The following is a 26,753-nucleotide window of genomic DNA, read 5'->3' as shown; positions in this document are numbered from 1 at the left end:
TTGCCCTATTGTCCGTAAGTGTCAAAGATGAAAGTTTGCCTTAGGACGGATATCACGCATGTATCTCGCTAACGAGGTCTATCAGATCGCTGCAATGTTTGCGAGCTTGATAATATTCTGAAATATAAAGATGCGATTCCTGTCTACGGTTTCGCATTAAGACCTCTCGCAACACCCGGGCGAAATCTGCTGGATCTTCCGGCTTAGCGAGATCAAGGTAGGATTCGTATCCCCGCCGCATCGAAAGATTATTAAACTCCACCATTCCGGGCAGACCCGACGCCACCACAGGTATATTGGCCGCCAAAGCCTCAAGTACGGCAACAGGCAAGCCCTCGACTCTTGAAGGGACGACAAAGCAGCGAAAGTCTTTCATCGCCTCCCAAGGCTCTCGCGTCGCCGGAAGGAAAGTGGCGTTCACTCCAAGCTCAGCCGCGAGTTGTTCCAACTTAGGCAGATCATAACCGTCCCCATAGAATTTGACCGGGGTATCAGGAAATTCTGATTGCAACATAGCCCAAGCGCGGAGGAAGATATCGATTCCTTTAGTCTCGTAATAACTCGTGATAGCACCAACACATCCGCCGGCGTCCTTCTCTGGAGTAAAGCGCTCGATCGCGATAGGGTGGTCGATAACGCGGCAGAAGCGCCCAAAGTTTTCGTAGATGTACCGAGCTAGGAAGGCTGAGTGCGTAACAAGGCTCGTCGGTACCGTTTTGTCACATTCACTGGTGTCAATCCTATGAATAAACTCAATTGACGTGCAGTTGCTTTCCTTGACAACCTCCACAGCCCATTCCGGAATCCAATGGTATAGGACAACATCGAACCCGTTCAATGCTCGGCTAAGGGTCTCTCGATCATCCGCACGAGTATATGTAAAGGGACAAGTGTCGAATTTGTCGTGACCTCCACAAACGATGACGGGTGCGTTGAGGATTCTTGCCTCTTCGCGGATCAAGCTTTCCACTCCACCGTGGATTGCGTTGCGAGTGAGAATAATCCAGTTTTGAGACCGCTTTTTCTCTGCGATGACTCTCTCAGACGATGCGTCGCTTCTCCATTGCCGCACGATGTCATCGTTAATCCAGCCGTGGGAATGCAAAAGTTCTACCCAGCGACGACGCCAAGCGTTTAGCTCGAAATTCGACGCTGTCTCTGAAGCGCTACGTTGTAGGCGCTCACGCAATGAGTCGTCCTCGATAAACCTATTAATCGCGTGCGCAATAGCGCCGGCGTTAGGATCAACGAGTAATCCGTTAAATTCGTCGAAGATTACGTCAGGCAAACCACCGACGTTAGTAGAAACCACAGCACAACCACAAGCTAGCGCCTCAATGCACGACAGGCTTGTTCCTTCGCACGCGATCGTGGGGATAACTGCGATATCAGCCTTCTGATACCAAGCCGCCATCTCATCAAAATCCGCTACGTGGAAGCTCGCGCGATTGTCCGCTCGACATACTGCTTTGACGATCTCCGTATCCACCGGGTCGCCTTCCCCCAACCAAACGATGTCGACGTCGTGTGGAATCATCTTTAATACATCACCGAATATTCGGGATCCCCGATTGATTTGACTTCGCCTCGGGAACAAGACGGTCAACCGCTCCTTATTGCGCTTAGTTGAGTCAGGAAAGTACCCTTTCTTATCGAAAAAATTCGGTATAAAGCGCATGTTTTCCGATAGTTTTGGCCAAAAACTTCGGATCACCCCAATGGAGTTTGTATCGACGCTCACCACAGCAGAAGGACTAGCAAACGCATGATAAAGGTGTTCGAACCAAGGCGCCGTTCTGAACAACGCGCCTGGGTAATTGTCATGGTCGAACCATATTCCATGACATGTCATGATCGCATCTTCTCGCACTAATCCACTGGCGTATTCAGGAAGATGATAGTAGACGTGGTCATAGTCGGCAGTAAGTTCAGTAAAGTTGGTGCAGATACCATGACTGAATTCCCCCACCGCTTCATTAAGCCCAAGAAAATTCACCTCGAACGAATAATATTCCCCAGACTGCGCCGCTCGAATCGTCGGTTGAAAGAAAGTGACTTCAATCGACAAGTCGCGAAGCAATCTTGCAAGCTCAAGGGCATAGCGTTCGCCTCCGCCAAAACGAGGTCTTCCGTCATGCCAATCAAGCAACTGATTGGTCAAAATTGCCGCGCGACGCTTGCCGTGCGGCTGTCGAACGCCAAAATACGGAACCACACGACTATCATGCTTTTGGGCACCATTTATGTCGGCTGCTAAGGTTTCGAAAGCATCGTCTGCGGCCTCCTTCATCGGAGCGAGCGCACGGTCGCGAGGACCGTTGGAACTATCCAACTGGTTTAATTCTGCGCTTATCGCTACGTTTTGCGAGTGCTTATCCAACTCTGAGAGCTCCGGACGGTCGACGACCGGCCTTTCACTGCCAACGTAAGAACCTCGAATAGTTCGAGCGAGTACTCGCCTAAGTGCGGATTTCGGCTTGGATGGCAGCGGAAGATATCGATACACTGACTCCCCATAAGAGCGGAGCTTTGCCCGTTCACCTGCGCTAACCTGCTGTCGCGAGATAAGCCGACGAGCGAATCTCAAAGGCCGCGTTATCCTCCAGGAATGACTTTGGAGGATGCGATTAATGAGCGCATCGGATGAAAAGATATGGTTATCTCGTGCTTTGAGTAACAGATTCAGCTCGACTACGTCACTTTCGCGCTTCATCAGAGCCGCCTCGTATTCCGCTTTGGCGCTCTCAAGGGTACCGACCTCTAACACATACCGATCCAAAGCTATCGAAAGCTTCTCGGAAAGCTCAGCTTCGCGAGCTGCTGCAGCCTCATTCATACTCTCGACTCTAGACGCATACTCATTGTTACTGCTGCGGAGCTTGGATATCTCTACTTGTCGAGCAACAAGATCACGGCTGAGTGCATCGGCGTGCGCGTCGCGACTCACCAACAGCTTGGTGAGTTCGTCGACACGTGCTTCGCGATCTGAAAGCAGATGGCGAAGAGATGAATCATTTTCCATCTTCATCCTTCTGAAGTTCTCGTAGCTTCCGGCCAACTGAGCTTGAAACCGGCCCGCGGCATAAATAAGCTTGCTGAGGCGTTCGACAAGTTCGACGGATGCTAGATACGGCCCGGTGTCTGTCAGTGCCTCTATTTCCAACATGCGATACAAATCGCCCAACACCGTGGACGTACTTGCAGCATTACTCTCAATGGCGGTCGAGAATTGCAGCCACAACTTCTGTTCGCTGAACCTGTTACCGACCAAAGCATGAAGCGCTTCGAGATCAACGGCTGAGACACGGCTCGCCTGCTCAAGAAAGGCCTCAGCACTCATTGTGGAAAGGTTGCGCCCTGAAAAATTTGCACGCGCCGCTACAGCCACCAAGTCGCCATCCATCAAACCCTTTACACCATCGTATCCTACCAAGAAGACTGGTTTTCTACTCGCGAGGCCTTCTAAAACCACCCTTCCCATGCCTGCAACTCCCCCTGCGGCGGCCATGAGTTCATCAATGTTTGTGTGAGCCCCGATTAAGCGGGCGAAGTTTGTAAGCCCCTTCTCCGAAAGGCAGTCTTCTAACAGCGAGCGTGCGGGCCCATCTCCTACTACGAGGACACCTGGCAAGGCGGCATCAAATGCCTTGAGAATAAAATCGACAATCCCTGGAACCTTGGCGTGGTCGAGTCGACTTATGACCAACCAATGAGCGCCTGTGTCGCTGAGGGCTCCCTTATTTCCAAACGCGCTTGTGTCGACACCGTTAGAAATGACGATCAGATTATTGTTCGATAGATAGGGTGAAGCGATAGCCGCCGTTTCCTCAGATACACATGTGATTACACTTGCATTAGGCAAGATGACAGAAGTCAAAAGGAAATCGTAGATAGGTCCGTAGCAAGGCGCCAGTGATGCTGGACCATGAAGCGTCATGACGAAGGGGAGGTTCTCAAGCTCCGCGACCAACATGCCCGGAACTAGCGAGGTAAAGGGATGGGCATGGACGTAATCGATGGAATACGTGCGAATCAATTCTCGAAGTGACTCTATCGTTTCGAGAGCCTGCGCCCAAGTCGCCTCAGGACCAAGAGCCAGATCGCTTGTCACGCTTGAAACTTCGGGCGGGAGAAGCGCATTGTCGAAGCGCGGGCCAGTTGCAAGATGCACAGCATAGCCGTTGCGGGACAACCAAGTAATTTCGCCCCGAAGATGTGTTTCGAGTCCACCAATCTCGAACAGCTCCGTGATGATGAGTATTGACTTCATGTCACGTCCGTATAGCTTGAATCGAAGAAGGGAGTGCTGCAATGCCTGTGGACAGCGTGCGCGCCTCGCTGACATGGAGAACGATTACATCAGTTTTTCTATCGAGATACATCATGTCAGCGGACGACACCGCCTCTGCTATTGCAATTGTCACAAAATAGATGCCCGGGCAAAGTTTGAGTTCGACGTTGAACTTATATGAGACACTCGTGCCTGCTTTAACATCGAGCAGATTCTTTCCATGATAGAGTGAACTGGTTCCGAATGCCGTCACGCCTTCGACTGTCCGGATTAGTACTCCGGCTTGGATTTCATTAATCTCGTCAAAAACGCTCACGCCGAAGCAAATTGCAGCTTTGTCGCCGGATCGAAACGCCTCGGTCGGTGTGCCATCCTCGGCTACCAACTCCCAACTACGGATTACCGCACGCAATCCCCCTGATTCCCCTTCGGGTGGGCGTTTTTCCGCGGTAGTGTCTATGCCCGCTACTTCGTGGTCGCTCTGCTGAGCATTTGAATGCCCCTGATTGAGATACCGCAAGTACGCCTTTTCATCCGAGTAGAGCAAGGCATGATATTGATCGATGATCTCACTGGCTGGCCCAATTCCATGCACTTCACCCTGGTGCAACAGTACGCATCGCTGGCAAAATTTTTCAACCGTCGCGGTCGAATGGGTAACAAGGATTACCGCGCAGCCGCCAGCACGCAGCCGCTCGATATAGTCGAAACATTTGCGTTGAAATTTTTCGTCACCCACTGACAACGCCTCGTCGACAATCAAAATTTGGGGCTGCACACAAGCTTGTACCGCAAATGCAAGCCGTACATACATGCCGCTCGAATACGTCTTTACAGGTTGGTCTATATGTTCGCCAATGTCAGCAAAGCTGGCGATGCTTTCAAAGCGTTCCTGCATCTCCTCTCTCGAGAAGCCCAGTATGAAACCATTGAGAAATACATTCTCCCGACCGGTGAAGTCGGGATTGAACCCGGACCCTAATTCGAGTAACGCCGCCAATGTGCCGTGCGTGCGGACTGAGCCTCGATCGGGGTCCAGAGTACCGGCTATAATTTGGAGCAACGTGCTTTTGCCGCTACCGTTTCTCCCAATAATTCCTAACGTTTCACCCTTACGAACGTCGAATGAAACATCGGAAAGAGCCTTAAAAACCTTGAAATACTTCCTTTTTCGTAAAGAGACGTATTGACGAAGGCGATCAGCTGGGCGGCTGTACATCTCAAACGATTTAGAGACGCCGTTGACTTCGATTGCAACGTTGTTAGAGGACATCCGCAAATCCTCTCTTCGTGAGGCGGAACCAGTTGAATCCAAGCGACGCCACCAGTATGGAGATAAGAAAATAGACGAACCAAGCGGTCCAGTCAGGAAGCGTTGCCCATAGCATGACACCTCTTGCTTGCTCCACAACCAAGGTGAGGGGGCTGAGCAACATAAACGGCCTGAACTGAGGTGGCAACGTTGACAGCGGATAGAAGACTGGCGAAAGGTACATCAGCACTGTGATCGCAATGCCAATAACCTGGTTGACGTCCCGCAAAAAAACTCCAAGAGACGCTAAAAACCAACTTACGCCCGCAGTCATAGCGACCAGCGGCAGGAGCACTATTGGGAGACAGAGGATAGTCGCGCTCGGGATTCCAATCCACACGAGATGGAAAATAAACCACACAATAAGGTTGATGGCTAACTGGAAAGCCGCAGCACCTAGTGTGACGATGGGCAACACTTCAAGTGGAAAAACGACCTTTTTAACGTAATTGACATTCGCGATCACTAGGCTTGGAGCTCGATTCACACACTCCGCGAAGAAGTTGAAAACGATAAGGCCAGCATAAAGAATCATTACGAACTCTGATCTTGGGCCCGATTGCGTCCACTGCGCTTTGAGAACAGCAGTGAATACAAACGCATAGACGCCAAGCATAAGAAGAGGATTCACGAAAGACCAAAGGATCCCGAGCGTCGAGCCCCTATAACGAGAGAAAATTTCTCGCCAAATTAAACCCCTAATTAGGGTGTGATTTTTTCTTATCACGCGCAAAATTTCATAAGGCGCAGTAAAGAGATTTCCAAGCAAGTTCAATTATTTTCACCATATACTGGATAAAGTTATTCACACGGGCAAAACCGGTCACACGTCAACTGCTAAAACAGCACTTTATATTTAGGTCTGACTTGTATGCTCGCTTACAATCATCGGTTGCAGGGAAGAAAACCACTCCCTAATTCCGCTTCTAAGATATCTGTTATACGACGAGCCGATTGGCCGTCACCATAGGGAGATGCACCCAACGCCATCTTCGTATAAGCGACGGGGTCATCAAGCAACTGCTGCACAGCGTTGACAATAACCGAAGTGTCAGTTCCGACAAGTTGGGCGACCCCTGCCGCCACCGCCTCCGGTCGCTCAGTCTCATTCCGCAGCACTAAGACGGGCTTGCCCAAAGCGGGAGCTTCTTCCTGAACGCCACCGGAGTCACTAAGGATAATGTAAGACGCTTCCATAGCCGCAATAAAAGACAAGTAATCGAGCGGCTCGCATAGGGTCACACGTGCATGCTTACTAAGTAGCTCGCGGACTACTGAAGAGACGTTGGGATTCGGATGAACGGGAAATAAGAACTCCAACGCTGGATTGCGTTCCAAAAGCTGCAGCACTGCGTCGCAAATACGCTGCAACGGCTTTCCAAAATTCTCGCGCCGGTGTGTCGTCACGAGAATCATCCGTCGTCCTTCAGCGACGCTTCGGACTTGCTTCGATGGGTGCCGCCGCCCCTCCAGGAGCGCGTCGATTACAGTATTTCCCGTGAGGTAAACCTTCTCAGGAGAATACCCTTCTCTGATTAGATTCTCGGCCGACGACTGAGTTGGAGCAAAATGCCACCGCGTCAATCTTCCAGTCAAGACTCGGTTCATTTCCTCCGGAAATGGATTGCGAATATCGTGTGTGCGCAGTCCGGCTTCAACATGCCCGACAGGAATGTTGTTGTAAAAGGCGACCAACGTTCCTGCAAGAACGCTTGTTGTGTCACCCTGCACCAAGATTGCAGCGGGAGCGGTCTCTCGGACCACATCATCGATTGTCGCGATAAGACGTGATGTCAGGCCCGCGAGTGTCTGGTTCGGACGCATCAAGTCCAAGTCAAAGTCAGGCTTGACGTCGAACACCCGGAGCACCTGATCGAGCATTTCCCGGTGCTGCGCGGTCGCGATAACAAGCGGTTCGAGGTGTGAGGATCGTTGGATGGCACTCACTACCGGAGCCATTTTGATGGCCTCCGGCCGCGTACCAAACAGGACAGCGATCTTTTTCTTCATATTCGGTATAAATGACTCGACAATCGTATAGCACGGCGCGGCTATCGTGACGAGGTCATCGGAAGCTTGCGACACACAGATGCGGTGTCCCAGCAACTGAGCAAACCTCATGGGCCGCCGCCCGGCGTACCTTCGTTGGATAGGGGTTTACCACAATCCGCTTCGTTAGACCCCTCAGGTGGGCGATTCTACCTTGAAACGCGCGTCGCCTATCCAGCCTACGCTTGCGCCATTAGCTGCAATCGTCAGCGGATATTGTCGGTGATAGAGCGCGGCCAGGCGTGGCGCCGTTCTATGATCCAATTATGCTTCGCTCGCCTGCTAAAGCCGCGACATAATTTCTCTTTCGCCCCCGGCCGCGGTGGATGGTCGGAGTGTTCGCTGCGTCGGGTCACTCTCATCACCCCAGCGAGGCGACAAGCACACATCACTGCATTTGTAATCGATTAAGTTCGTGCTGCACGAAAACCTACATTGTGTATCATCCACCTATATTTTCAACACTCTCGTTCGCATGTCAGCCTCCTACAAATCGCAGCCCACTGCTCAAGATCTGAAATTTAGGCCAGAACTTGACTCGCTTCGGGCCGTTGCGGTGATCACAGTTCTTCTAAGTCACTGGGTCCCTGGTTTCGCCTGGCCAGTAAATTGGGGCTATGTTGGGGTGTACCTCTTTTTTGTGATAAGTGGATACGTTATTAGTCGGGGATTGCTAAGAGAGAGAGACAATAACGCGGGCGTTATAAACTTCAAGTTATTTTACGCGCGTCGAATAATCCGCATCTGGCCAATATACTATTTATGCCTTGGTTTTATGTATTTCATCTATCCCGGCATTGAAGCGGGACAAATAGTTTGGCACATAACATTCCTGACGAACGTTCTCTTCGGGCTGCAGCACAACGGTAGCTTTCCGGTACATTTCTGGTCTCTTTCGGTAGAGGAGCAGTTTTATTTATTTTGGCCTTTCGTCGCTCTCCTGCGAAGGCGCTACCTAACGGGATTTTGTCTCGCCTGCATTATGATATCGCCTGCTGCGCGGTGGGTTCTCATGATATACGGACACAACCTGACCGCTTCCGTGTTTTCTTTGCCCTCTAATTTAGATTGTCTCGCCGCCGGATCATTGTTGGCAATCTCAGAGCAATCATCATCCCCGTTTCTGCGTAAGGGGATCGAATATTCCGGTTGGGCAGGCGCGGCGGTGTTCGCATTTGTACTGTACAAGGCGTTGTTCAGTCCCTCCTATTTGTCTCTTTGTTTGTTGGCAACGTCTGTCGGTCTCGTCTCTGTATGGCTGATTTCATGGCTCGGTCGATCAAAAGGAGTCGCGGACTATCTTTGCAATCCTGTACTGCAATACCTTGGCCGAATCAGTTACGGGATCTATGTCTATCATATGGTTATCGGCACTTTTATCTGGGGTACTGCGCCATTCAACCAGTCCAACCGAATTGTGTATACAACCTATGCCTTTGCGTTCACCGTGCTAGTCGCATCGCTCAGCGCGTACGTCGTCGAGACGCCGCTGCGTATGCTTAAGGAACGTTACCTCGTCGTTCGAAGCAACCGGCTCACCGTAGTCGACGATTCGCGTAGCGTAGGAGCGATAGAACCGCGGTGATGTGGTCGATCGAATTCCGGCTAATAGTGACCAGACGCGTGGAAAGTCTAGCGGGCCTAAAGTATCGAAGTATTCTTTTTTAATAGAGCACCAGACGATCCGCGGTATCAATTTCCGCAACATCGCAATCAATCTCGAACGCAACCTTTCACTCAAAATGAAAAGGCTCAAATCGATAGACATACTTCGAGGTTTGGCCATATTCGGAGTTGTGTTCCACCATCTGTTCTTTGCCAAGTTTCGCTATGGACTAACCGTAGAACGGTTATCCGAACCGGTTACCACCTTCCTTTCGAGTGGCTGGTTAGGCGTGAACCTCTTTTTCATCCTCTCTGGATTCGTCCTCTATCTGCCCTACGCTCAAGGGCGGCGCCAAGTTACGACAGGCTCGGATGTGCTTCGGTTCTATAAAATACGTGCACAGCGCCTGCTGCCCCTGTACTACCTTTCCGCGGCGGTCGCTGTTGCCTCTGTGTATCACAATGTTCAGGTCGGGACCACTTTTTTCTGGAGATCAGTCGCTAACTATGCGTTCGTGACATATCCGTTCAGTTCTGAGACCTTCATGCCCCCGGGGAACTGGGTCCTATGGTCCATCGGCATTGAAATTTGGTTCTCGGTCCTGTTTCCAGGCCTTTTGTGGCTCACGAACCGTTATGGAATTGTTCGTGTGCTCATCGCCGCCATCGTGCTTGCACTCATGGTGCGCTATGTGGGCAGGGAATACTTCGCAAGCCATAGCACAAGAGTGGTGCTCAACCATGTCAGCGACTCAGTGCTTGGACGAGTCGACGAGTTCGTGTTCGGTATGGCAGCGGCCTCTCTGTACGTGGCGAAATATAGGCCGCCAAAAATGCAAAGCGCGCTGCTCTGTGTTGTTTTAATCGCGGTCTCGATGGAGCTTTGGGCCTTGTGGTATCGCTCCGAGCTTCCGTATGTTTCAAGCGTTTCATTTAACCTGCCGCTCGATTCAGGGCTATTTCTACTGATCCTCCTAGCGCCGCGTTTGCAGTCGCCTGGGCATGGCTTACTCTGGCCAATGCAGGCAGCTGGGATCATGTGCTATAGCATCTACGTCTGGCACGGCATTATCTTGATCCCCTTCCGTGAGCTTATCTCGCAATCTTGGACGTTTGTGCCCGTGTATCTGTGCGCCAGCTTGTTTGTGGCGTGCATTACGTTCAAGATCGTGGAATCTAGGGGAAGGCCTTGGAAAGAAATCCTACCGCCAATACTGCAAATCGACGCCTCTGACGATGTCATCTCAGAGAAGGGGTAAAGGCGCTGAAAAACCACGGCGACATTTCGAGAAAATTGTCTGATGCTGGTCCCAGCATTTCTGGTTTTATCGATCTTTTCGAGGGAACGCCGCGAGGTAATTGGAGGAAGACGTAAATCATGTTGCGATAACCCGCAGGGCTGAGAGCGTCTACTCCGTTTGTCGCCCTGACACGCTGCGCTTCAGCCTACGTGATTTCAAACAGCCAGCGTCCGATGCGGAAGTGGTTTGGCCGCCGACTGGGAAAATGCCGGCTATACGCACTGCCTGAGTTGTATGCCCAGATGTACAGTGACACGCGTAGTCTGGCTTAAGCAGCCTTGGCCCTCTGCTGCACTCTGCCTGACCTGAAAACTGCCCCCGCGTCGTCAGACCAGTGCGCCGGCGACAGAGCCCTCGTCGACTCGCGGCGGGAATCTCCGTCGCAGCGACGCAGCTAGTTGGTGCGCTTTGCTCTAAATTGAGGAGAGGTCTGGAAAGACGAAGTGCAATCAGGCTATAAGCCGTACAGGACGATGTGCTGAAGACGTTGGGCTTGGCGGTAATCGCGGGACAGGGCGTTGAACGCCTGATGAGCACCTGCCTGACGTTCCCATTGCACGGCGAGCCACTACAGACTGTGGAATAGTTTCAAGCCTTGTTTGAGCGGCATTCGAAAGCCACGTTGGGGAAACTGCTCAATGCGCTGCGGCAGCGGGTAGTTCTTCATCCCGCCTTCGACGACCAGTTGGCTCGCTTCCTCAAATACCGCAATGTCATCGCGCATAGGCTACATGACGTGCCCGGCGGTTTGGACCTTCATTCCGATTAAGGCCGGGGAAGGCTAAAGGCTTACCTGCTCCAGTACATGGATGACGGCCAAAGCGTCTCCATGGTATTGCTGGGCGTGCTGCGGGACTGGGCGCGTCAGGTGGGCATTGATCTTCCCAGTGACCACCATCTGAGCCGGCGGATTTGACGCCAATGTCATGCCGAACACGGAGTGCTTAATCGGGCCCAAAGGCCGCGGCGCGTAGCCATAAGGCCATAAGTTTCAGATGCCGGCTAACAGTGTCCCACCCCGCATCGGCATTCAGTGTCTCCAGTACTTGGCGCGGATGTCGTAGCCAGTTGACGGCAGTACCTCGGCCAATTGACCTTCACGTAGTTCACTGTCGCCAAGGCCGCAAACCGTTTGGGGATGATCCAGGGTGAGTTCCTCTGCGGGAACAGACCGGCAGCAACCGCTGCGCAGCAGGCCTTGGCTCCTGACACATGAAAGATCGAAACGGGTCGTGAGTGTGAGTTCGCGGATGCACGTTGTTGCGGTCCTCCCGCGCGACGCCGCCAAGGTCAGCAATCCGCCCGTCTGCTGACGTTAACAGAACCTGTCTCAATGTCGGCAATGGCCGAAAAGCCGCACGTCTCCCATCTGACACGGGTCGGCCCGCCTTTGCCGCCCGTCTTTGGAGCGCAGGACGCGCGGCCGCCTGCCCGGGTAGGCTCAATTATCGGACCTTCGGCGTAGACAACCGACGGCGCGAGTGGATCGGGGAGGGGGCAAATTATCCCAAGTAAAAAGACCAAGCACACTGCGTGAGCGCGCATGGTGAACGCCGAGTTTAGAAAACTTCAGAACCTCGATGCGTAGCTGTGCACCTCCTGGATGCATTACCCGCAAGATAATCAACTGACTCGTTCTCTGGATGCCCCTAGGCTAGGAGTGTTTTAACCAACTCGTGTGTCGAAGACGCGTCAAATTTCTTGAGCAGCTTTCCCCGAAAGACCTCGACGGTTCGAGGGCTGATCCCAAGGCTATGCCAATTTCCTTCGCGGTCTGATTCTGAATGAGCAACGCTGCCACATCGCGCTCGCGCTTGGTCATTGCATTCTTGGCCGCTGCGATCAGTTTGTGGGCGGAACTTGCGCCGCCCGACAAACTCGCCGCTACGCCCATCTCAGAGAAGAACCAAAGCGCTTCGCGGTACGGGTCATCCCGGTGTTCGCTGACGCCCGTTACATTCACCCAGAAAAGTTGCCCATCCAGCCGCTGCATCGCGCGCGGCTCCGTGATGCGGCCGAACTTTCTAAGTGCCGGGATCACGCGTGCGCCGAACCGCTTGAACGCCTCCTCGTTCGGATACAACACGCGGACCGACTGACCGATCAGCGCCTCGCCAGTCGCGCGAAACATGTCCATGAACTGCCGGTTACAGGCGGATATCGCACGCTGGCGCGTGACCATGAGGGCAACCGGAACGTCTTCGAAAACCCGCTGGTAGTCGATAGGTCCGATTGAATCGATGGCGGGCGCCGCGGCTGTATTGGTCTTCATACGGCCTCCTCGAAGTAGGGTGATTCCTTACGTAGCCGACACGTATTGGTGTACGTATCTTGCACTCGTAGACTCCTACGTGCAATGACATTCAACCCGTTGATCTGGAGGAAGAAATGGACTATTACAAGAATCGCTCGTATGGAGCCGTCGGCATTGGCATGCGTGGCAAGGTCGGGATAGTGGTCGTGGATTATCAACTGGCTTTCACCGACTCGAAATACCCGCTCGGCGGCGCGCCGTTGGTCATGCGTGGACTCGAAAATACGGCGCGCCTTCTCAGGATCGCCCGGGAGCACAACGTACCGGTCGCTACGTGTTTTACCGCCTATAAATCCGAGCGGGACATGCCGCACTGGAAAATTGCTGCTGTTCGCGATCAGTTCAGGCTGGATCATCCAAGTTCGGCCCTCGACCCTCGCATCTACGATGAAGACTACGACGTCGTGGTATGCAAATTCGGCCCATCTATCTTCTTTCAGACGCCGGTAGTGCCGTACTTCATCAAGGAGGGGGTCGAGACCGTCATCATCACCGGTTGCAACACGAGTGGATGTATTCGTGCCTCCACGATAGACAGCTTTCAATGGGGCTTTCGCACGATCGTCCCGGAGGACTGCGTGGGCGACATCGAAGAAGGTCCGCATCGCGACAATCTGCGCGATGTCAGCCGGCGATATGCAGACGTGTCGAGCGCTGACGAAGTGATCGCGTATATCAAGCAGTCGACGAGGTAGGCGCCGGCACGCTTGTGCACGAGAACGGATTGCGTACGCCGCGCGTCCCCGCGGCATACGGCGCTCAGTCGCTGAATGAGGTCAGCTCGAAGCGCCACGCCCTTGCTCAAACTTCGGCCAACCAGCCGAACGACAAATGCCGCCAGGTCCTCTCCTCGATCGTGTCCGCGTCCTTCGCGCGCGATCGGGCGGCCGACCCGCGCTCAATCTGCTTTTGGAGGTTCTTATGAATCAAGCCCCAACCATGGACGGGACACTCGAAACCGAGGAAGTGAAACTCGGCATGAGGAGGATTGCCGTCGCGAGTGTCATTGGCACCACGGTCGAGTGGTACGATCTTTTCGTGTTTGCGACCGCTTCGGCGCTCGTTTTCAATAAGGTCTTTTTTCCGGGGTTTGTTCCGCTGATCGGCACTCTGCTCGCGTTCGGCACCTTTGCTTCGGCGTATGTGGCACGTATCGCGGGCGCGGCTTTGTTCGGTCATTTCGGCGATCGCCGTGGACGTAAGTCGATGCTGCTCGTATCTCTGGTGACGATGGGAATCGCCACATTTTGCATCGGACTCTTGCCGGACTATGCGTCGATCGGGATCTGGGCGCCGCTCATGCTGCTCGCATTGCGCGTCCTGCAGGGGCTCGCGCTCGGCGGAGAATGGGGCGGTGCAGTGTTGATGGCGGTGGAGCACGCCCCTGCGAATCGGCGTGGTCTCTACGGCTCATGGGTGCAGATCGGTGTGCCGGCGGGGACATTGATCGCCAATCTGGTCTTTTTGTTGAGCAACGCGATGTTGCCCAATGGAGCCATGCTCGCGTGGGGCTGGCGCGTCCCTTTCCTCCTTAGCGTGCTGCTGATCGTCGTTGGGCTTTATGTGCGCATGAACACATCGGAGACGCCGGCGTTCCAACGGATCAAAAGGGCTGATGAGCAGGTCAGGGTGCCTCTGATTGAACTGCTGGGAAAGCATTGGAAACAGGTGCTTCTCGGCGGAGTGGCCACGATGTCGACCGGCACCTCGTTCAACCTCATTGTGGCGTTCGGACTGACCTATGGAACCCAGACGCTCGGCTTCACGCGCAGTGCAATGTTGACGATTGCGCTCATATCTTGCGCGCTTTGCATTCTGATGTTGCCTGCGTTTGGGCGACTCTCCGATTCGATCGGTCGCAAGCCGGTTATCGTCGGTGGCATTGTCGCCGAGGCATTGCTGGCTTTTCCTCTTTTCTGGTTGCTGGACACCCACGAGTTCTCCGTTGCACTCCTGGGGTACCTACTGATGATGACTGCCTTTGCCGCGAACTACGGACCGATTGCGACCTTTCTCGCGGAATTGTTCGGCACTCGGGTTCGTTACTCCGGACTATCGGTGAGCTACATGCTGTCCGGTCTCTTAGGCAGCGCAATGACACCTATCGTCACGACGGCATTACTCTCGGCAACCGGGCGGGCGTCCTCGGTCGCCTGGTTCATGGTGGGGTCGGCGGTTATATCGATTTCCGCGCTGTTGCTACTGGTCGAAACCCATCGGCGGCATTCGGCTCCGACGATCTCGCACGGTTGGTAGTATTGCGGGCCGCTCGCCGGACGTAGCGATGGAAGAGGTTTGCCTCGGCGGCCGCGAAACTCTGGTAGTCGTTTGCGTCTTTCCAAGCGTCAGCGATCCTTTCATCGTCCGGCATGGATTCGGCGAGTTTCTTTTGTTCGTCGTCGCAGCGACAAAGACCCATGATCGGCTGCTCCATTCCGGTTAGCGGACGTCCGGTACGAGGGACGTTGTACGGCGAGAGTGGGCCGATCACCGTTGAGTGGAAGGCGAACCGCCGCTCGGATTGAACTTGGTATCAACTTCCGCTTTAAGAAGTGGACAGTCGCTCCAATCCCGATCAACGAACGTCCGCATAGGCCGATCAATCACATTTCGAAGATAATCGGAATCTAGGTGAGCCGGCCGTTCGATCACCAGAGTGCGGGTTGCCCTAGCAGCAGTAATTGGTAAAGGCCGAAAACCAAATCGAAGGTCTGCAGATCACTGTCGAATACTGGATGACAACTGTCGAGTCGCCGAAGTCGACGCGCACATCTGGCTACATTCGGTCACTTGACGCGGACAGATAACCGGTAACAGCGAGGCTTGGTTACGACCGGGTCCACTGTACGAGGACAACGACTATTACGTATGCTCCGAGTCCTGCGAGAATCCCTAAGACGACGTTGCGCCAGATCGCTGTACTCTCCGACTCGTCCGCTTCTGATGCGCTACTGACGTGGCCGCCGTAGTGATGAACTTGTGGCTGCGGCTCGCCTGTATGCCAACCGGATGACTCGTGGCCTCCTTCGCTGCCGTGGCCTCCGCCATGACCGCCTCCGCCGTGTCCCCCTCCGCCCTTGGCGAAAGCAACAGCCGACACGAACGCGAACAGTAGAACCAGCAATATTTTCTTCATTTTGTCGGGGCTGCCTCAAGTGTCTTGTTAAACGGCTACACCTGAAGAATCTGAAGTTCAAGCTTCGCTTATTTCCGGAAATCCGCCCTTACGTGTATCGGAAGTCCCTCGTGGATCGTGGAGACGCGATGGTGACTTTCGGAAATGTAGGGCTATCTGCACCGAAACGCCAACGACAGCAAAGCGACACGCAGCAGCCGCACGACGACTATATGGCGAGATCCGCAGTGGCCGGATCTCGTAGGTTGAGCGTCGGGCGCATTTCGGATCGGACGAGGCGTACGAGTGGCAGCTCGATGATTCACGCGAACGGCAAAACTGGCGAGCGCTGATGCTCCCGAGGAATGCCGAACCTTCGCGATCTCCGTCTTTGCGCATCGGCTTTGGGTAGGCGGCAACCGATTGGTTTTCCCGACATACCCGGTTCGTGCTAGCCAATTGCCTATGCCACGGAGGCCGAGCCGCGTGAGCGGCTTCGTTCGCCGACCTACTGCCCTCGGTCGGGCTGTCGGGAATATAAGGTGGCTCACGGATCAGTCCGGTCTATGATCACTACTGGATTCTGCGCAAAATCTGCCGTTATTGCGAACTGTGACCGATGGATCGCCTTTGATCCTAACGACGAAGGTTCCGCGGGAGCCGCCACGCAAGACGCACCGGCGACGATACCAACAATTCGTATCACGGGGACAACAAACATGTTGCGCAGAAGCATTTCGATCAGAGGCCGCGTGGCGCTTGCCATGACGTTCTTAGCCGCACTGTTGCTCATGATCGGCATCCTCGGACTAACCGGGATGAGCAATTCGAACCAAGCGCTCGAAAGTACCGCAACCGATCAGATGCCGAGCGCGACCCACGTCGCAAACGCCGAAATCTATGCTGCGCGCGCACGTCTGGCCTTGGATCGTGCCGCGTTGATGTCCGGCACGCCGGAAGCGGCGTCAGTCCTGGATCGGGCAAAGATGCTCTACGCGACGTCGGAGTCCTGGTGGCAAAAGTATCTTGCCCTGCCTCGCGATGCCAATGAAGAGCGCCTCGTTCAGGAGGTCAAGGGTGCGCGCGCGCAGTACGCTGATGCCCTCGCGAAATTCGCGCAGGTCATCGAGGGCGACCGCCGCGACGCGCTAGTCGAGCATGCGAACCATCTTCAGGTCGCTTACAACAAACTCTCGCAAGCGGATGACGCGCTCGGCAAGTTCCAGGAAGAAAGCGCGGAACGCGGTCTGAGCGATGCGCGCTCGGACTATGCGCGTCTGCGCCTCCTTACGATCATCGCCCTGTGTGCCGGGTTGTGTGCGGCGCTTATGACCTATGTGACCTTGCGTCGTGCAATCGGAACGCCTCTGGCGGAAGCACTGGAGCATTTCGACGCGATTGCAGCTGGCGACCTGCGACGCACCATTAGCACGCGGTCCGGCGATGAGATGGGTCAGCTCCTTCGAGGCGTGGCACGGATGCAAAACAGTCTCACCAAGACAGTACGATCCGTGAGGGCAGGCTCGGAGTCGATTGCATCAGCCACCAAGGAGATCGCAGCGGGCAATTCAGACCTGTCCTCGCGCACCGAAGAGCAGGCGTCTGCGCTACAGGAAACCGCCTCAAGCATGGAGCAGTTGACGGGCACCGTCAGGCACAACGCCGACAATGCGCGTCAGGCCACTGCACTGGCAACAAGCGCTTCCGAAATCGCAAACAAGGGCAATCAGGTCGTCACTCAGGTGGTCGGAACGATGGGCGAGATCAGCCGCAGTTCGGCCCGTATCGCCGACATCATCTCGATCATCGAAGGCATCGCGTTTCAGACGAATATTCTGGCGCTAAACGCTGCCGTCGAAGCCGCGCGGGCGGGCGAAGAAGGACGCGGCTTCGCGGTTGTCGCGGGCGAGGTGCGCTCACTTGCCGGACGTTCCTCGGCCGCGGCGAAAGAAATCAAGGAACTGATCGAATCGTCCGCCTCGTCCGTCACCGCCGGATCGACGCTCGTGCATCAGGCAGGCGACACGATGAACGAGATCATCGGAGCAGTGCAGCGCGTCAGGGACATCATGGGCGAAATCTCGGCCGCTTCGGACGAGCAGAGCACAGGCATCGACCAAGTCGCCCTCGCGGTCGCGCAGATGGACGAGGTCACGCAGCAGAACGCCGCTCTCGTGGAGCAGGCAGCGGCTGCGGCGCAGTCCCTCGATGATCAGGCGGCCAGGCTTCAGCAAGCGGTTTCGATCTTCTCGATTGGCGCCATGGAGCATCATCCAGGCTGAAGCAGCGGATGCGTCACGTCGTCAAAGCGCCACGATGGGCATCGCTCGAACGTCGGCATTGGCAGAATCAGGTCCTTTGCTCATGCGTCCAGTTTCTGATTTTGCTCGGGTTGTCCCTTTCCCTATTGAAACCTGACCGAGGCAAAGAAATAACACCGGGCGGTCGAGGTCAGCTCCGCAAGGAAGCAGTAGAGGAAAAACGAGGCAATGGTATTCCAACTGCCCCTCGAAGGTCACTTTCCGGGCTATCTCCGGATGCTGCGACGAGAGGGATCAACTGTAGTACGGAAAATCGCCGCACAAGGCCTGCGCGGCGATCGCAGACTGCCTTATTGGCTCGGGTTTTCTGCTTCCGACACGACGCTTTGAGCAGCAGTTTCAACGGAAGCAACGCTCTCCGCTGGTGCTTGAGCCTTGCGAGCCGGGCCCGTGCCGACCGAGCGGGGACGTTTTGCCGCAGCACTTTTCGCGACCTTCTTCGCTGCCGTTCCTTTTTTCGCTGCTGCTCCTTTTTTCGCAGCCGCTCCCTTCTTGGCGACAGCGCCTTTGCTAGCCGCCGAACCTTTCTTGGCAGCCGCTCGCTTCTTCGCTGCAGGTCCCGTCTTGACAGCTGCCCGCTTCTTAGCAACGGTCTTCGTGGACGCCGCTTTCTTTGTGGTCGGTTTTGCGGTATCCGCCGCTGCGGTTGTTTTCGATGCTGACTTCTTTGCACCCGCACCCTTTTTGGCAACCGCTCGGGCGCCATCATTGTTCGTGCCCGCAGCACTGCCCTTATCGATCAGGAGCGCGCTACGGTCTTTCGCGCTTGTGATCCACTGGGGCGCGCGACCAAATCCGCTCCACGTCAACCCCGAAACGGGATCACGATAGAGTGCAGGCTGCGGTCCTTTGCGTGCAGCCGTTCTGCGCTTCCCCGAGGGCTTCGATCGAGCAGTCGATTTATTGGCGCCCGCCGCAAGGAAGGCGGTGCGATCGCTTGAACTTGCAATCCACGCCGGCGCCCTCCCGCGGCCACTCCATGTTGCACCTGTCTTCGGATCGACATACTTGGCGGAAACCGCTTGTCCCACCGCTTTTGCTTTGGTCTTAGCGGATGCCTTGTTAAAGAATCCAGTGACGTCATCGATCGAAATCCCATGACGCGCCATCAAGCCATGAATCTGTTTGATCACACCGCTCGATGCTTTAGCTTTTAAAGCTTGCGCCTGTGCTTCAAGCTTTTTGATGCGTGTTTGAATCGCTTCTAACGTTGCCATCTCATTCTCCTTTTGCGAAAACTATCCGCACTATGCCACGGGCGCGTGCCAATGGGCTAGCAGCATCCGCCTAACGAGGAGTGAAGAGAACGGAAAGCGCGCTTCGTTACCTTGTTTTTTACGAGATCTTCTGAAAGGCGCACTTCAAAGAGCCCCTTCCTGACGACCGCTGTTGGCGAAGCGCGAGCTTCGCGTTAGATTAGAGGTTAGCTAAATTCAGTATATCGATTTTATGCAAATCAACCTTTGGCTGTCCGATCCTGAGAACGCTTATGGGCAATGGCAGCGAGCCGAGGCAACCGGCGCCGATCGTCGTGCCTTCGCAGATCAGTCGGTCGTGCAACATTGCTCTATGTTTTCGCGATTCAATGACTATCTGTCGGCGCGCCGACAATGCGTGGCGACGTTCGGTGCTGATCACATCAGTGGGTTTTTTGAGGAACTCGCGCACGACTGTCAGCCCGGGACCACGACTCGCTTTCGATATCTGAAACTTATCGATCGACTCGCCCGTCATCTCGTTGCGCTCGAGTTGCGAAAAGAGAACCCCGCAGCCAGCCTGCTTGCTCGAGAGAACTGGCCCGTGGATGAACCGACGCCAATCTATCTGTCTGTAGAGGACGACAAGCGTCTGCAGGCGGTTTGCCGGACGACGACAGATTCCTCTGCGAAAGAGTTGCGCAACACGGCGATCGTCGCGCTCTTTCTCGGTTGCGGTGTCACAGCGGCGGAACTGAGCCTGCTGCGGGTCGCTGACCTTGACATGGAAGACAAGCGGCCCAGCGTCCTCGTTGAGAAACATGGTCCGCGGCTCGCCAGACGCGTACCAATCGACAGCTTCGCCATTGACATACTGCGCGCGTACCATGAGGCCCGAACGGTAATCATCTGCCCGACGGACTGGCTTTTCGTAGCGACGGCCGGCGGCAAGCCCATGAAACCGGACACATTAGTCAAGTGCGTTCGCACGGCGCTCAAGGCCGCTCGACTATCGGCGGCCGATGAAAGCCCTCGCCTGTTACGCAATACCTATGGCAGGCGCCATCTCGCCGCGGGAAAAACCAACGAGCAGGTCAGCAACCTGCTCGGCCTGTCGAGCCACCGAACCGCGACGCGCCTTCGGTTCACGCTTGATGCTGCAGTTGACGTCGCAGGTTGACAACGAGTGAGCCCAAGACAGGACGAAAGATCACAAGAAACTCCTCGACGACCAAATCCAGCGACGGACGATCGAGATCAACGACCTGGCCAAGAAGATCGCGGCGGCGAAAAGCACGAAGGGCGTGAATTACGCGCTGATCTTCGTCCCGCCGAAGCGCGACTATGAAGATGTCGCTCCCGAACTGATTGCAGAGGATGCATTGCGTGTCATGAATCACGATTGGCCGGGCGGCCTCGATATCGAAACCCTCGCTCGATCAAGATGAATCGAGCCGACACGCTGCGGGTTTAATCGACCAGCGCCGGTTCTGGCTCGTCGGGATCCTTGTCCGGAGGGGGCGGCTTCAATCCGGCGAGCGCGCGATATCTGAGATGCTGCTCCGAGAGCAACAAGCGGATCTTCTCCATCGCGACGAGTTGTCCGAGGTTCTCTTCTTCCCATACTCTGCGGACTGAGTCGAAGTATCTTCCGATCTCTTCGATGGTCTGGCGCGCCTGCGCAAGCTCGAGCAGCATACGCTCAACGTCCACATTTCCCCGGTATTTCTTCCAGAGCACCCGCCCCTCGTCGACGCCAACCGGTTCGAAACGGGGAAGCTGGCGTGTCTTCATGAGAGCTTGAGCGAACGTCTGCGCGACTCTTCAACTGAGCACGCGCTCATGTGGACCACCGCGGATGGTGTGACGCGCCGTCCGTCGTGGCCGTTCGCCGGCCAGCGGGTTCAATCATCTCACCCTCTCCTCGACGATCTCATTTGCGTCACATCTTAATGAGCATCAGGACAGTTCCTGTCTCCTTTTGGTGGCCGGCATCATTTTTCCAGTGCGGAGGCTTGCTGACCGGCGAAGGCATTGACGGCTCGGTTTGCCCGTCCCTGCCCATTCAAATCCGGCGATATCCGTTGTTCCGCCCGGCGACTTGACTTCTCGATCCGATGAATAGGCTTGGAGGGTGCCAAAACAACGGCGCAGGTGTTCAACCCTTCAATCCTTTCTTGCAAGACTCCATGCCCTATACCATCGATCCCTTGAGCATCCAATTCACCGAGACAAGGCACGGCGTCAACGCGACGGCGCGGATCCTTCTCGATGGAAAAAAGGCTGGCACGATCCACGACCATGCCGAACGGATCGTCACTGACGTGACGTTCACCACGGAGGAGGACCGCTTTGCCTTTGCCACCGAAGCACGGCGCGTTCTGGTCACCGTTTTCGGAAAGGCCAACCATCACGACAGCGCATTCATCTCGGAATATGCGCGTGCCTTATTGAAACAAGCCGAAGACGAACTGATCCAGCGGTCGCGAGACGATCACCTGTCGGATGACGGAGCATGACAGAGCGATATGCCGTGGGAGATTGGGTGTCGCTTGGGGCTGTGAGCCCTTCTTGATTCGCCGCCACGCGCTTGATCTCCGGTCCCGGTGCATCATTGCGGGCCAGGACCGATCGCATGGCAGGCGAGTCGTGGATCTGAACGACGAGATGCACGATGCTCTCAAGGTTGCTGCGTCGATTCAAGATGCCATCACCGGGCGCTTACTGCGTTGCGGCATATTGAGTTCAACATGAGCGCCTTTGCCGCTTCGAGTCGGCGGAAGGTGCTCACCTTCGACGCATGTCACTTCAAACGTTTCCTTGCCATCGTCGTGCACCGCTAGCAGATGCCTGAGACTCTCACGATCTCGCCCAGCTTAGCTGATGCTTCGCCTGCCATCACGTCCTCCTTTTGATTTGAGTTACGGGGCAAACCGCATGCCCTGCTCTCCACTGCAGCGCCGATTTTTCGCCATTCCCTCCGGGGCAAGGAGGTCGTGCAGCTTGCCGGCCGCACAATTCGCTTTCCCACGAGAGGAAATCAACTACTCATGCTCACGAAGTGCCGGGAGGACGTCTTCCAGAACTTCAGCCGCTTCAGCATGAAGGCGTGCACATGCGTCATCAAGCGCCTCTCCGCTCGGCATTCGGCGTGATTCAGCAGAATCTCGCAGTACGTTGATCGCAGCACGTAGCGCCAGCGCGGTGGTCAGTTGGGTCATGCGCTCCTCCTACTCGTGCGTTGATGGTTGACCAGCAGCGATGCGACAAAAAGTTTTAGGCAGCGAGACGGTGCTCATAATATGGCCGGTCGCGATCATCGAGAATGGCATACATCGATTCGAGATCGGATCCGTCTGGGCTCAGCCATGCCTCGATGTTTTCCGCCTTGATTGGGACGATACAACGGTCATGGCCTGCCGCTTCGACCTCAGGCGGCGGTTCATCGGTGATCGCGGCGAAGGAGAGTAAATCAGGCTCCCCAGGCGCAGCCCATCGCGACCAAAGGCAGGCGACGTGCATCAACTGGCCGTTGTTCGGACGGAATTCCAGGACAACATTCTCGTCCTGCTCATGCGATTCCAGGAGCGTGCCTTCCATCTTGGCCTTGCTGACGTTTTCATAGAACACGTCGACCAGCATGATGCCGTGCGTATGGCCAAAACATGGCTTCCAGAACCCTTCAAGATTATCCCGACGGGCGTTATACGTGCCGGGGAAGCGCCGATCATAGTTCTCGGGCTTGCCCGCAATACGACATTGATAGCGCATCGGCTTCACGACGTACTGCCCGTTTTCGATGATCAGCACCGGCGCATAGTGTCCGGGAAAGATTCGGGAGTCGCGATCCTTGGGTGTTGTGCGCCGCAGGTCGTCGAGGCGACGAAGAGCGGAATCGATCTTATCGGTGGCGATACGGCGGCTTTCTGTCGCCGCTTTCGTGACCTTGGTCTGTAACGCACGCTCGGCATCGGCGAGGCGGGTGCGCTGCTTGAAAAGATCCTGTTCGAGGGTGTTCGCCTGCCCTGTGTTGAAACGATCGATGAATTCCTTGATCTGGCGTTCGTCGTCGTTATCTGGATGAAGAAATGCGTCCTCCATCGCTTTCGGGATCTTGGCTTTGCTGCCTTCGGCGCGTTCCCAGAACAGACGCGCGAACTCGCGGATATCCATCTGTGCGCCAAACATCTTCACGTAGCGTCGATAGTCCGCCTGGATCTGCGCCGAGTAGCACACTGCCGCCTCCTGTAAGGTTCAGCTGTTTGCCTGATCGTCTATGTTGCCGTGCCGGTTGCTTCGCGGCACAGCTTCATCATCTTCTGGACCACCGTGCTCGCATGGTTCAACCCCATGTCGCCAGTGAAGAGCACCGGTACATCGGATTGACGGAGGGCGATCCCTGCGCTCTTCAGGTCACGGCGGGCAATTTTGAGGGCCAATTGTCCGATGCGCACGCGCTCCGGCCAGCTCATCGTAATGAGGTTTCGCTTAAGCCAAATGCGGCAGCTATCCACGGCGTGATCCACCCGCCACTCCTGTGTCAGCGCATGCGAGGCGGCAAGCGTCGCCACCAGAAAGCACAAGAGGTCGGCCCGCGCGCCATTCAGCTCGTCAATATCGGGTAGATCCATGGCACTCCTCGTGTGTTCTTAACATACTAGCCGCCTTCGTCGGCTCCGTTCGCCACCTCGCGAAATCAGCCGTTTCGACTGCCCGCTTGTACGCAAGTGCGGTTGGCTTGCTCACTTTCAACGACCTGAATCGATCGCGCGCTGCAGGCAACTCCGCTTCACCGCGCGATCGATCCCATCAGGCGTAGTCGCGGCGGCCCCACACTGTCGTAGCCCGACAACGGTTTGAACTCGTCGGGCGACCCTGCCCCCACGGGTCAGCCATTCTCTTGCAAATAAGGCTCGCCGACATTTGCATAGGCAACAGCCTCATCAATCGTCATGTCGCCAGACGTCTCGCACAGCTTGGCGACGGGGTCGTCGACCTCGGGCGTCGGTGTCTCGGAGCAAGCATAGGGGTCAAGTTTCTGCGGCTAAATAAAAGGTGCAGATCACCGCTCCGATTTCTGCGCTACACTCGATACTGTACATTTATACAGTGGTTTCGCGCCCCTCTATTACCGACCATGGCCGCTTTGCCTAAACACATCGAGTCGATTCACCCGGCGCTTTGGCGTGGGTCTCAGCTCGCGCGTGCCCATGGCAAAACCATCGATACCGGCTACGCCGCGCTGTCGGCGGAACTGCCGGGTGGCGGTTGGCCGGTTGGAGTGCTGGTGGAATTACTGGTGCAACAGCCAGGCATCGGAGAGATGCGCTTGCTCAACCCTGCACTCGTTGCCTCAAGCAAACGGCCAGTCGCCCTGTTACAGGCGCCGCACGTGCCGAACAGCTTGGCGTTCGCCTATCTGGGCGTGCCGCTGGACAAGCTCATGATGTTGCGCGCGCCCAAGACAGCGGACGCCCTTTGGTGCGCCGAGCGTGTGCTGAACGCACGAAGTTGCGGTGCACTACTCGTCTGGCAGCAGCATATCCGGTCTGAAGCATTGCGGCGCTTGCATCTGGCGGCACAAGCAACGGAAACCCTCCTGATTCTGGTCCGACCGCTTGCCGCTGCCCAGGATTCATCGCCTGCGACGTTACGGCTCGGTATACGGCCGGCCGATGGCGGAATCGTCGTCGACGTGATCAAGAGACGAGGACCCACGCGCACCGACCAACTCTCCATCCACCTTCAACCTTCACCGATTCTGCTCAGCCCTCATGGCCGTGTTCGTCGCCATCTTCCTGCCCCGGCTTTCGCTGGAGGTGTTTCGGCCGAGGTACTCGCCTCGGGCTGAACACGGCTGTGTCGTGCTCGAACGTGACAAAGTCATTGTGCTTGATCAGGTGGCAAGAGAGGCAGGGGTAATGGTAGGCATGAAGCGCGGTGGCGTCACGACGCTCGCGGTGGATGCGTTGATGTTTGACCGCAGCCCCACGCGCGAGCTTGATGTGCAACGCGAAGTCGCGTTCGCGCTGCTGCGCTTTTCGCCTCAGGTAGCGGTGCGGGAAGAAGAAACGATCGTCGTGGACGTGACCGCAAGTCTGCGTCTGTTCGGCGGCATCCGACACGTTTGCCGACAGATCCGAGAGACGGTCAACACGATCGGCGTGACCGCCCGCATGAGCGTCGCGCCTACGGGCCAAGGCGCGTGGCTTCTCGCCAAACGCGGCCGCCGGCGGGTACTCAAAATGGCCTCGCTTGAACGCAGTCTCGGGGAGCTTCCTTTCATGGTGGTCCCCGAAGTTCGGTCTTTTGGGGACTGGTTCAACGGCCTAGGTTGTCAAGTGCTCAACGATGTTCGTCGCCTGCCACGGGCAGGACTTAAAAAGAGGTGCGGAGTGGATTTACTGGATTCGCTTGACCGCGCCTATGGCCTGTCACCGGAACTCTACGAGTGGCTGGAGCTGCCGCCTTCGTTCAGCGCGCGCACCGAGTTGCCTGATCGCGTCGAGCATGCGGAAGCGATTCTGTTTTCCGCGCGACGGCTGATCGTGCAGTTGTGCGGTTGGTTGAGCGCGCAGCAGCTCGCGCTCACGCAGGCGACGATCACGCTCGAACATGAACGCGGCCGTCAGGCGATCGAGCCGACGACGATCGATATTGCGCTTGCCGAGCCGACACGGCAGGAAGAGCATCTCGTTCGTCTGTTGAAGGAACGCCTCGGCCGTATGGAACTTGAGGCAGCCGTGATTGCCCTGCGCCTGACAGCATCGAAAGTGGAGCCGGCAGAGCCGCCGAGCGACTCGCTGTTCCCTGAGCCCGGCGGATCGGCGCAAGATCACAATCGCTTGCTCGAACTGCTGGTCGCGCGGCTTGGCGCCGAAAGCGTCTTGCGGCCTGCACCGACTTCGGACCATCGCCCCGAACATGCGAATCAGTGGGTACCGGTGCAGGCGGCAACGAAAGCGTGCCCTCCTCCCGCCGAACTTCCCCGGCCGACGTGGCTGCTTGACGCGCCCGTGCGGCTAATGATCAAGCATCACCGACCGTTCTACGGGTCCCCGCTCAAACTCGTCTCGACGGGCGAGCGCATTGAGGCCGGGTGGCACGACGGTGAACTGGTGTCGCGCGACTACTATGTCGCCGAGGCCGCGGATAAAAGCTGCTACTGGATCTACCGTGAACGACCGAGCGTGAAGACGGAAGAAGTCCGCTGGTTCCTCCACGGGCTGTTTGGATAATCGGTGGTGTT

General features: G+C 55.8%; 21 protein-coding genes and 2 pseudogenes. 10 read left to right on the top strand and 13 right to left on the bottom strand.

The annotated features are described in order from the left end of the window. Positions 1–52 precede the first annotated feature (52 nt). The 4 genes from QCE64_RS37435 to wecB all read right to left on the bottom strand — a co-directional run bounded on the left by QCE64_RS37435 (position 53) and on the right by wecB (position 7,613). Complete coding sequence (locus QCE64_RS37435) at positions 53–4,270, bottom strand: glycosyltransferase (RefSeq protein ID WP_310009452.1); 4,218 nt, start codon at positions 4,268–4,270, stop codon at positions 53–55. Position 4,271: 1 nt separating this feature from the next. After that, the gene (locus QCE64_RS37430; RefSeq protein WP_310009451.1) at positions 4,272–5,564 is read right to left on the bottom strand and encodes an ABC transporter ATP-binding protein; all 1,293 of its coding nucleotides are present in this window, start codon (positions 5,562–5,564) and stop codon (positions 4,272–4,274) included. Continuing rightward, positions 5,554–6,378 (bottom strand): ABC transporter permease, encoded by an 825-nt coding sequence (locus QCE64_RS37425; RefSeq protein WP_310009450.1) that lies wholly within the window; start codon positions 6,376–6,378, stop codon positions 5,554–5,556. Before QCE64_RS37425 ends, QCE64_RS37430 begins: the two co-directional genes overlap by 11 nt. A 110-nt stretch (positions 6,379–6,488) precedes the next feature. Beyond that, positions 6,489–7,613, bottom strand: coding sequence for a non-hydrolyzing UDP-N-acetylglucosamine 2-epimerase (gene wecB, locus QCE64_RS37420; protein ID WP_310009516.1), 1,125 nt, complete (start codon positions 7,611–7,613; stop codon positions 6,489–6,491). A 514-nt stretch (positions 7,614–8,127) separates the two neighbouring features. Between wecB and QCE64_RS37415 the strand changes: the two genes are divergently transcribed. Both QCE64_RS37415 and QCE64_RS37410 read left to right on the top strand, forming a co-directional pair. Next, on the top strand, positions 8,128–9,237 hold the full coding sequence (locus tag QCE64_RS37415; protein ID WP_310009515.1) for an acyltransferase: 1,110 nt from the start codon (positions 8,128–8,130) through the stop codon (positions 9,235–9,237). Between the two features lies 1 nt (position 9,238). Continuing rightward, entirely contained in the window at positions 9,239–10,516 is a 1,278-nt protein-coding gene (locus QCE64_RS37410) for an acyltransferase (RefSeq protein ID WP_310009449.1), read from the top strand. A 610-nt stretch (positions 10,517–11,126) separates the two neighbouring features. Here QCE64_RS37410 and QCE64_RS37405 read toward each other — a convergent pair. The 3 genes and pseudogenes from QCE64_RS37405 to QCE64_RS38060 form a co-directional block, all read right to left on the bottom strand. Next, entirely contained in the window at positions 11,127–11,282 is a 156-nt protein-coding gene (locus QCE64_RS37405) for a hypothetical protein (protein ID WP_310009448.1), read from the bottom strand. A 925-nt stretch (positions 11,283–12,207) separates the two neighbouring features. Next, entirely contained in the window at positions 12,208–12,303 is a 96-nt protein-coding gene (locus QCE64_RS38065; RefSeq protein ID WP_404988048.1) for a hypothetical protein, read from the bottom strand. Between the two features lie 212 nt (positions 12,304–12,515). After that, positions 12,516–12,830 (bottom strand): annotated as a pseudogene (locus QCE64_RS38060) (PAS domain-containing protein); the annotation flags it as partial. Between the two features lie 116 nt (positions 12,831–12,946). Here QCE64_RS38060 and QCE64_RS37395 point away from each other — a divergent pair. From QCE64_RS37395 to QCE64_RS37385, 3 genes are all read left to right on the top strand, one after another. Further along, positions 12,947–13,567 carry an isochorismatase family protein gene (locus QCE64_RS37395; protein WP_310009446.1) on the top strand — a complete coding sequence of 207 codons (621 nt, stop codon included), beginning with the start codon at positions 12,947–12,949 and terminating at the stop codon, positions 13,565–13,567. Between the two features lie 226 nt (positions 13,568–13,793). After that, complete coding sequence (locus tag QCE64_RS37390) at positions 13,794–15,128, top strand: MFS transporter (protein ID WP_310009445.1); 1,335 nt, start codon at positions 13,794–13,796, stop codon at positions 15,126–15,128. A gap of 1,578 nt (positions 15,129–16,706) precedes the next feature. Beyond that, a complete protein-coding gene (locus tag QCE64_RS37385; RefSeq protein ID WP_310009444.1) occupies positions 16,707–18,269 on the top strand; it encodes a methyl-accepting chemotaxis protein in 1,563 nt (520 codons plus the stop codon). Positions 18,270–18,598: 329 nt separating this feature from the next. On the opposite strand, the gene QCE64_RS37380 is transcribed toward QCE64_RS37385, so the two are convergent. Continuing rightward, positions 18,599–19,525 carry an H-NS family nucleoid-associated regulatory protein gene (locus QCE64_RS37380; RefSeq protein WP_310009443.1) on the bottom strand — a complete coding sequence of 309 codons (927 nt, stop codon included), beginning with the start codon at positions 19,523–19,525 and terminating at the stop codon, positions 18,599–18,601. Positions 19,526–19,757: 232 nt separating this feature from the next. Between QCE64_RS37380 and QCE64_RS37375 the strand changes: the two genes are divergently transcribed. Both QCE64_RS37375 and QCE64_RS37370 read left to right on the top strand, forming a co-directional pair. After that, a complete protein-coding gene (locus QCE64_RS37375) occupies positions 19,758–20,684 on the top strand; it encodes a site-specific integrase (RefSeq protein ID WP_310009442.1) in 927 nt (308 codons plus the stop codon). A gap of 124 nt (positions 20,685–20,808) precedes the next feature. Further along, on the top strand, positions 20,809–20,952 hold the full coding sequence (locus QCE64_RS37370; RefSeq protein ID WP_310009441.1) for a hypothetical protein: 144 nt from the start codon (positions 20,809–20,811) through the stop codon (positions 20,950–20,952). Between the two features lie 22 nt (positions 20,953–20,974). On the opposite strand, the gene QCE64_RS37365 is transcribed toward QCE64_RS37370, so the two are convergent. Next, the gene (locus tag QCE64_RS37365) at positions 20,975–21,298 is read right to left on the bottom strand and encodes a hypothetical protein (RefSeq protein WP_310009440.1); all 324 of its coding nucleotides are present in this window, start codon (positions 21,296–21,298) and stop codon (positions 20,975–20,977) included. Positions 21,299–21,693: 395 nt separating this feature from the next. Here QCE64_RS37365 and QCE64_RS37360 point away from each other — a divergent pair, with 395 nt between their 5' ends. After that, the gene (locus QCE64_RS37360; protein ID WP_310009439.1) at positions 21,694–22,023 is read left to right on the top strand and encodes a hypothetical protein; all 330 of its coding nucleotides are present in this window, start codon (positions 21,694–21,696) and stop codon (positions 22,021–22,023) included. Positions 22,024–22,203: 180 nt separating this feature from the next. On the opposite strand, the pseudogene QCE64_RS38055 reads toward QCE64_RS37360, so the two are convergent. From QCE64_RS38055 to QCE64_RS37345, 4 genes and pseudogenes are all read right to left on the bottom strand, one after another. Beyond that, positions 22,204–22,403, bottom strand: a pseudogene (locus QCE64_RS38055) (hypothetical protein). 145 nt (positions 22,404–22,548) lie between these two features. Beyond that, positions 22,549–22,725, bottom strand: coding sequence for a hypothetical protein (locus QCE64_RS37355; protein ID WP_310009438.1), 177 nt, complete (start codon positions 22,723–22,725; stop codon positions 22,549–22,551). Between the two features lie 55 nt (positions 22,726–22,780). Next, complete coding sequence (locus QCE64_RS37350) at positions 22,781–23,740, bottom strand: SOS response-associated peptidase family protein (RefSeq protein ID WP_310009437.1); 960 nt, start codon at positions 23,738–23,740, stop codon at positions 22,781–22,783. Between the two features lie 38 nt (positions 23,741–23,778). Continuing rightward, positions 23,779–24,135: a hypothetical protein gene (locus tag QCE64_RS37345; protein WP_310009436.1), complete on the bottom strand. Its 357-nt coding sequence runs from the start codon at positions 24,133–24,135 to the stop codon at positions 23,779–23,781. 506 nt (positions 24,136–24,641) lie between these two features. Between QCE64_RS37345 and imuA the strand changes: the two genes are divergently transcribed. Both imuA and QCE64_RS37335 read left to right on the top strand, forming a co-directional pair. Then, complete coding sequence (gene imuA, locus QCE64_RS37340) at positions 24,642–25,355, top strand: translesion DNA synthesis-associated protein ImuA (RefSeq protein ID WP_310009435.1); 714 nt, start codon at positions 24,642–24,644, stop codon at positions 25,353–25,355. After that, entirely contained in the window at positions 25,279–26,742 is a 1,464-nt protein-coding gene (locus tag QCE64_RS37335; RefSeq protein WP_310009434.1) for a DNA polymerase Y family protein, read from the top strand. The genes imuA and QCE64_RS37335 overlap by 77 nt, the downstream gene beginning before the upstream one ends. The last annotated feature ends 11 nt before the right edge of the window (positions 26,743–26,753 follow it).

Origin of the sequence: Caballeronia sp. LZ043 (assembly GCF_031451075.1) — a bacterium.
GTDB lineage: Bacteria > Pseudomonadota > Gammaproteobacteria > Burkholderiales > Burkholderiaceae > Caballeronia.
Note: the sequence above shows the minus strand (reverse complement) of the source record. Positions and strands in the feature narration are given on the sequence as shown.

What these genes read in the sequence shown, in the direction of transcription:
- QCE64_RS37375 (WP_310009442.1), top strand. Translation starts at nt 19,758, where the DNA reads ATGCAAATCAACCTTTGGCTGTCCGATCCTGAGAACGCTTATGGGCAA.
- QCE64_RS37415 (WP_310009515.1), top strand. Translation starts at nt 8,128, where the DNA reads ATGTCAGCCTCCTACAAATCGCAGCCCACTGCTCAAGATCTGAAATTT.
- QCE64_RS37360 (WP_310009439.1), top strand. Translation starts at nt 21,694, where the DNA reads ATGCCCTATACCATCGATCCCTTGAGCATCCAATTCACCGAGACAAGG.
- QCE64_RS37395 (WP_310009446.1), top strand. Translation starts at nt 12,947, where the DNA reads ATGGACTATTACAAGAATCGCTCGTATGGAGCCGTCGGCATTGGCATG.
- QCE64_RS37435 (WP_310009452.1), bottom strand. Translation starts at nt 4,270, where the DNA reads ATGAAGTCAATACTCATCATCACGGAGCTGTTCGAGATTGGTGGACTC.
- imuA (WP_310009435.1), top strand. Translation starts at nt 24,642, where the DNA reads ATGGCCGCTTTGCCTAAACACATCGAGTCGATTCACCCGGCGCTTTGG.
- QCE64_RS37335 (WP_310009434.1), top strand. Translation starts at nt 25,279, where the DNA reads ATGGCCGTGTTCGTCGCCATCTTCCTGCCCCGGCTTTCGCTGGAGGTG.
- QCE64_RS37380 (WP_310009443.1), bottom strand. Translation starts at nt 19,525, where the DNA reads ATGGCAACGTTAGAAGCGATTCAAACACGCATCAAAAAGCTTGAAGCA.
- QCE64_RS37430 (WP_310009451.1), bottom strand. Translation starts at nt 5,564, where the DNA reads ATGTCCTCTAACAACGTTGCAATCGAAGTCAACGGCGTCTCTAAATCG.
- QCE64_RS37405 (WP_310009448.1), bottom strand. Translation starts at nt 11,282, where the DNA reads ATGCGCGATGACATTGCGGTATTTGAGGAAGCGAGCCAACTGGTCGTC.
- QCE64_RS37385 (WP_310009444.1), top strand. Translation starts at nt 16,707, where the DNA reads ATGTTGCGCAGAAGCATTTCGATCAGAGGCCGCGTGGCGCTTGCCATG.
- QCE64_RS37365 (WP_310009440.1), bottom strand. Translation starts at nt 21,298, where the DNA reads ATGAAGACACGCCAGCTTCCCCGTTTCGAACCGGTTGGCGTCGACGAG.
- QCE64_RS37390 (WP_310009445.1), top strand. Translation starts at nt 13,794, where the DNA reads ATGAATCAAGCCCCAACCATGGACGGGACACTCGAAACCGAGGAAGTG.
- QCE64_RS37345 (WP_310009436.1), bottom strand. Translation starts at nt 24,135, where the DNA reads ATGGATCTACCCGATATTGACGAGCTGAATGGCGCGCGGGCCGACCTC.
- wecB (WP_310009516.1), bottom strand. Translation starts at nt 7,613, where the DNA reads ATGAAGAAAAAGATCGCTGTCCTGTTTGGTACGCGGCCGGAGGCCATC.
- QCE64_RS37355 (WP_310009438.1), bottom strand. Translation starts at nt 22,725, where the DNA reads ATGACCCAACTGACCACCGCGCTGGCGCTACGTGCTGCGATCAACGTA.